This is a genomic window from Glycocaulis sp. (assembly GCF_052168375.1).
Taxonomy (GTDB): Bacteria; Pseudomonadota; Alphaproteobacteria; order Caulobacterales; family Maricaulaceae; genus Glycocaulis.
The window spans coordinates 1-4,300 of the sequence record NZ_JBQLZR010000248.1 but is presented as its reverse complement, the minus strand read 5'-3'; the positions used below and the strand labels follow the sequence as shown (position 1 = coordinate 4,300).

Sequence of the window (4,300 nt, the reverse complement as noted above, 5' to 3'; positions counted from 1 at the left end):
GGCACGCCCTTGCAGCAGGGTTTTCACCGTTTCACCGGCCTTTGAGAAGTCCATGCGGCCGGTATAGCGCTGCTTGAGCGCGCCCATGCACTTGCCCATGTCCTTCAGGCCGGTCGCGTTGAGTTCGCCCACCACCGTTTCGGCGGCCTGCTCGATCTCCTGCTCGCACATCGGCTTGGGCAGATAGGCGCGCACGATGTCGGCCTCGGCGCGCTCGCGCTCGGCAAGGTCCAGGCGGCCTGCGTTCTCGTAGGTTTCGGCGCTTTCCTCGCGCTGCTTCACGAGTTTTTGCAGGAGGGCCATGATCTCGCCTTCCTCGCAGCCCTGGCAGCGGTCTTCGGCGCGCGCAGCAATGTCCCGGTCCTTGATGGCCGCCTGGACAAGGCGCAGCGTGCTCAGCTTCAGGCCGTCCTTGGCCCGCATGGCTGTTTTGAGGTCTTCGGTAATCTGGTCGCGCAGCGACATGCTTCATCCATTCGAACGAGTTACAGCGACGCCGCGTAACTCATTGGTTTTGAGTTGTTTTTTCGGTTTTCAGCTTGCTTGACGTCTGGGCAAGGGTCACATACCGTCCGCGCGTTTGTTTACAGGGCCGCATAGTCCTTGCGGCGCACGCGTTATCAGGCGGTGAGATATGACGGAACTGGCCGGGAATCAAGCGCTGACCACAAACCCTTGGCGGGACAGCGATCTTGACGGAGCGACGGGGGCCATCGTGCTCGCCGACGGCACGATTATTCCCGGTGAAGGGGCCGGCGCGTCGGGAATCGCTACCGGAGAGCTCTGCTTCAACACCGCGATGACGGGGCACCAGGAAATCCTCGCCGATCCATCCTATGCCGGCCAGATCGTCTGTTTCACCTTCCCCCATATCGGCAATGTCGGCGCCAACACGCATGACGAGGAAGCCGCTACGGGCCGCGCCCGCAAGGCCGCTGTTGGCATGGTCAGCCGCGCGCCCATCACGCCGCCGGCAAGCTGGCGGGCCGAGCAGAGCTTCACCGAATGGCTTGCGGCGCGCGGTATCGTTGCCGTCACCGGCGTTGACACGCGCGCCCTTACCGCCCGCATCCGCGAGCTGGGCATGCCGATTGCCGCCATCGCCCACGCACCGGACGGCAAGCTGGATGCCGACGCCCTGCGCAAGGCCGCGCTGGAGGCTCCGGCCATGGAAGGCGCCGAGCTTGCCCGCCATGTGCTGGGCGAGGAAGAAGTTGACTGGACCGAGGCTGACTGGGCCTGGCCCGAAGGCCCCGGCATTGGTCCGTCGGATGGCCCGCTGGTTGTCGTGCTCGATTACGGGGTGAAGGCCAATATCCTGCGCCGCCTCGCGGGTGCGGGTGCCCGCGTGAAAGTCATGCCGGGCACGGCCAGCGCGGCGGACGTGCTCGCCCAGTCGCCAGCAGGCGTGGTCGTCTCCAACGGCCCTGGCGATCCGGCCGCGACCGGCGGCTATGCCCTTGCGACCATTCGCGGCGTCATCGATGCCGGCATCCCGACGCTGGGCATCTGCCTCGGCCACCAGATGCTGGCTCTGGCGATTGGCGCGCGCACCGAAAAGATGACCCACGGCCATCACGGCGCCAACCACCCGGTGAAGAACCTTCTGACCGGTCAGGTTGAAATCGTGTCGATGAACCACGGCTTTGCGGTCAATCGCGACAGCCTGCCGGACAATGCCGAAGAGACCCATGTCTCGCTGTTCGATGGAACCAATTGCGGGTTCCGCCTGAAGGACAAGCCGGTCATGTCCGTCCAGCACCACCCGGAAGCGAGCCCCGGCCCGCAGGATTCCTTTGCGGTGTTTGAAAACTTCGTCAGCCGCCTGTCGGGAAATTGACGCATCGTTAAACCGCTCTGCCGCAGCCTGTTTTCCAAATCCCGGATTATGGTCTAACCTGGATTTCGGGACAGGGTGACAGCTTCGGGAGGGGTCGGCATGATCCGGCGCAGCGTACTTCTTGTCTCGGTTTTTGCAGCCGTATCGGTAGGTCTGACCGCCTGTGGTGGCGGGGGCGGAGGTGGCTCCGGCCCCATCGTCACACCCATCACACCGCCGCCACCCCCGCCTCCTCCTCCGCCGCCACCCCCTCCTCCGCCGCCTCCGCCGCCGGTGAACCCTGGCAGTTTCGAGACGGCTGAATACAATCGCCAGTACGGGCTCGGCCTGATCAACGCATCCAACGCCTATGCGCGCGGCGCGACCGGAGCGGGCATTCTGGTGTCGGTCATCGATTCCGGGGCAAACCAGTCCCATCCTGAACTCGTCGGGCGATTATCGCCTGCCAGCCGGGACATTGTGGGCTCGCGAAACGAGCTCGAGGACGAGGACGGACACGGCTCCGGCGTCGCCGGCGTGATTGCCGGCAACAAGAATGACCGGGGCGGACATGGCGTCGCCTTTGAAAGCACGATCCTCGCCATCCGGGCTGACACGCCCGGCTCGTGCGCCGATGAAGGCGATGAAGACGATGAAACCGATGGCGGCTGTCGCTTCTCCGACAGCAATCTGGCGGCGTCCATCGACTATGCGATTGCCCAGAATGCCCGCGTCATCAACATGTCACTGGGGCGCGATATCGGCGCCAATGACAATCTGACCCAGACCTTTGCGGCGATGCGCCGGGCCGTGAATGCAGGTGTGTTCATCGTCGTGTCCGCCGGTAATAGCGGCGAAGAGACCGACGGCACGGGAGACCAGCCCAACTTCCCGGCCAATTTTGCCAACTCGCCGGAATCGCGCGGCTTCGTGGTTTCTGTCGGCTCGATCCAGTGTCCCGATGGCGGCGAAAACTGCGAGCCTGGCGATGTGGTGATCTCACCATTCTCCAACCGGGCCGGAAATGCGGCTGGCTCTTACCTTGTCGCGCCGGGCCGCCGGATCATTACTGCCTTCATCGACAGCGAAGAGGGCAATACCCAGTTCGTGCTCTATTCGGGCACCAGCTTTGCCGCGCCGCATGTCGCAGGCGCTCTGGCGCTGCTGCTGGACGCCTTCCCCAACCTGCAGGGCAATGAGGCGCTCCAGATCCTGTTCGACACGGCGCGCGACCTTGGCGATGCCGGCACTGATGGCATTTATGGCCGCGGCCTGATCGACCTGAACGCCGCCTTCCAGCCGGTCGGCAGCACCAGCGTGCAGTTCAGCGGCGCGGAGATCGTCCCCGTCGAGGCTCTGCTCGCCATGCCCACCGGGCCCTATGGTGACTGGGTGTGGGAGAGCGGGCTGCTTCGCGATGCGGTCCTGCGCGACAGCTATCGCCGCCCCTTCCAGTTTGACCCGGACCGCCCGTCCTTCACCTCGCCGGGCGCACTTTCGGCCATGGAATCGGCAGCCGCCTCCAGCCTGGCTCGCGCGGCACGCACGCAGGTTGGCCCGGCAACGGTCAATTTGCGCCAGACCTGGCAGCGCTCCCACATTCTCGGCAATCTGCCGTCAGAGTGGTACCAATCCGACCCCGACATGTCGTTCGCCTACCAGCAGGGCAATGTCAGCGTGGAAGCCGGGCGCGGCTTCTCCTCACCCTCCCCGACGGGCGGGGCAGGCGTCTCCGTCCTCTCTGAAACGCTGTTCTCCGGCGCTGTCTCGCGCTTTGCCGGTTCCCGCGAATGGGTGGCCGCGCGCTATGATTTCGGCCAGACCGCATTCCACATGCGCGCCTCCGCCGGAGAGGGCAGCGCCTTCAACGCCGTTGCCTTTACCTACTCGCCGCAACGCGGCAGCCTTTCGGGCCAGACCTTTGGCATCGAGACCGGCACAGGCGAGGAGCAAGGCTCCGTCATGGGCGGATCGCTCGCCACGCGGTTCGGCTCCGAAGACAATGCCGATACCCAGTTCACCGCGGGCCTGTGGTCGGGCGAGCTGCCGTTCGGCTGGCGCGGCGCGGCACGGGTGGAATACGTCACCGGCGAGTTTGACCTTCCCGCCGCCTTCACCGTCGAACAGGGGCTTGCCGCCAGCGCCTGGAGTGCAGGCATTGACCGTCCGTTCGCCGGCGGGCGCCTCGGCTTCACCCTGTCCCAGCCCTTGCGGGTCGAGGCCGGGCAGGTGTCGGTGATGGTGCCGGTCGATGTCGACCGCGAGGACACCGTCACTTTCGAGCGCCGCTATGCCTCGCTCTCTCCGTCAGGCCGCGAGATTTCGCTGGAAACCTCCTGGCGGCGCAATCTGAGCGAACGGGTCGACGTGACCTTTGCGGCGCGCTTCACCGACGATCCCGGTCATCTCGCCAACGCGCCGTCAGAAGGTCTCGGCTGGGCCTCCATCCGCGCCCGCTGGTAGGCGGCGCGGAGCGGGGCC

General features: G+C 65.6%; 3 protein-coding genes. 2 read left to right on the top strand and 1 reads right to left on the bottom strand.

From position 1 onward, the window contains the following. The coding region (locus ACTS2Z_RS10225) for a GatB/YqeY domain-containing protein (RefSeq protein ID WP_442573113.1) at positions 1 to 465 on the bottom strand (465 nt) is incomplete at its 3' end. A 169-nt stretch (positions 466 to 634) separates the two neighbouring features. On the opposite strand from ACTS2Z_RS10225, the gene carA reads away from it, so the two are divergent. Together carA and ACTS2Z_RS10215 are read left to right on the top strand one after the other, a co-directional pair. Further along, entirely contained in the window at positions 635 to 1,840 is a 1,206-nt protein-coding gene (carA, locus tag ACTS2Z_RS10220; protein WP_442573112.1) for a glutamine-hydrolyzing carbamoyl-phosphate synthase small subunit, read from the top strand. Positions 1,841 to 2,113: 273 nt separating this feature from the next. Continuing rightward, on the top strand, positions 2,114 to 4,282 hold the full coding sequence (locus tag ACTS2Z_RS10215; protein WP_442573111.1) for a S8 family peptidase: 2,169 nt from the start codon (positions 2,114 to 2,116) through the stop codon (positions 4,280 to 4,282). The last annotated feature ends 18 nt before the right edge of the window (positions 4,283 to 4,300 follow it).

What these genes read in the sequence shown, in the direction of transcription:
- carA (WP_442573112.1), top strand. Translation starts at nt 635, where the DNA reads ATGACGGAACTGGCCGGGAATCAAGCGCTGACCACAAACCCTTGGCGG.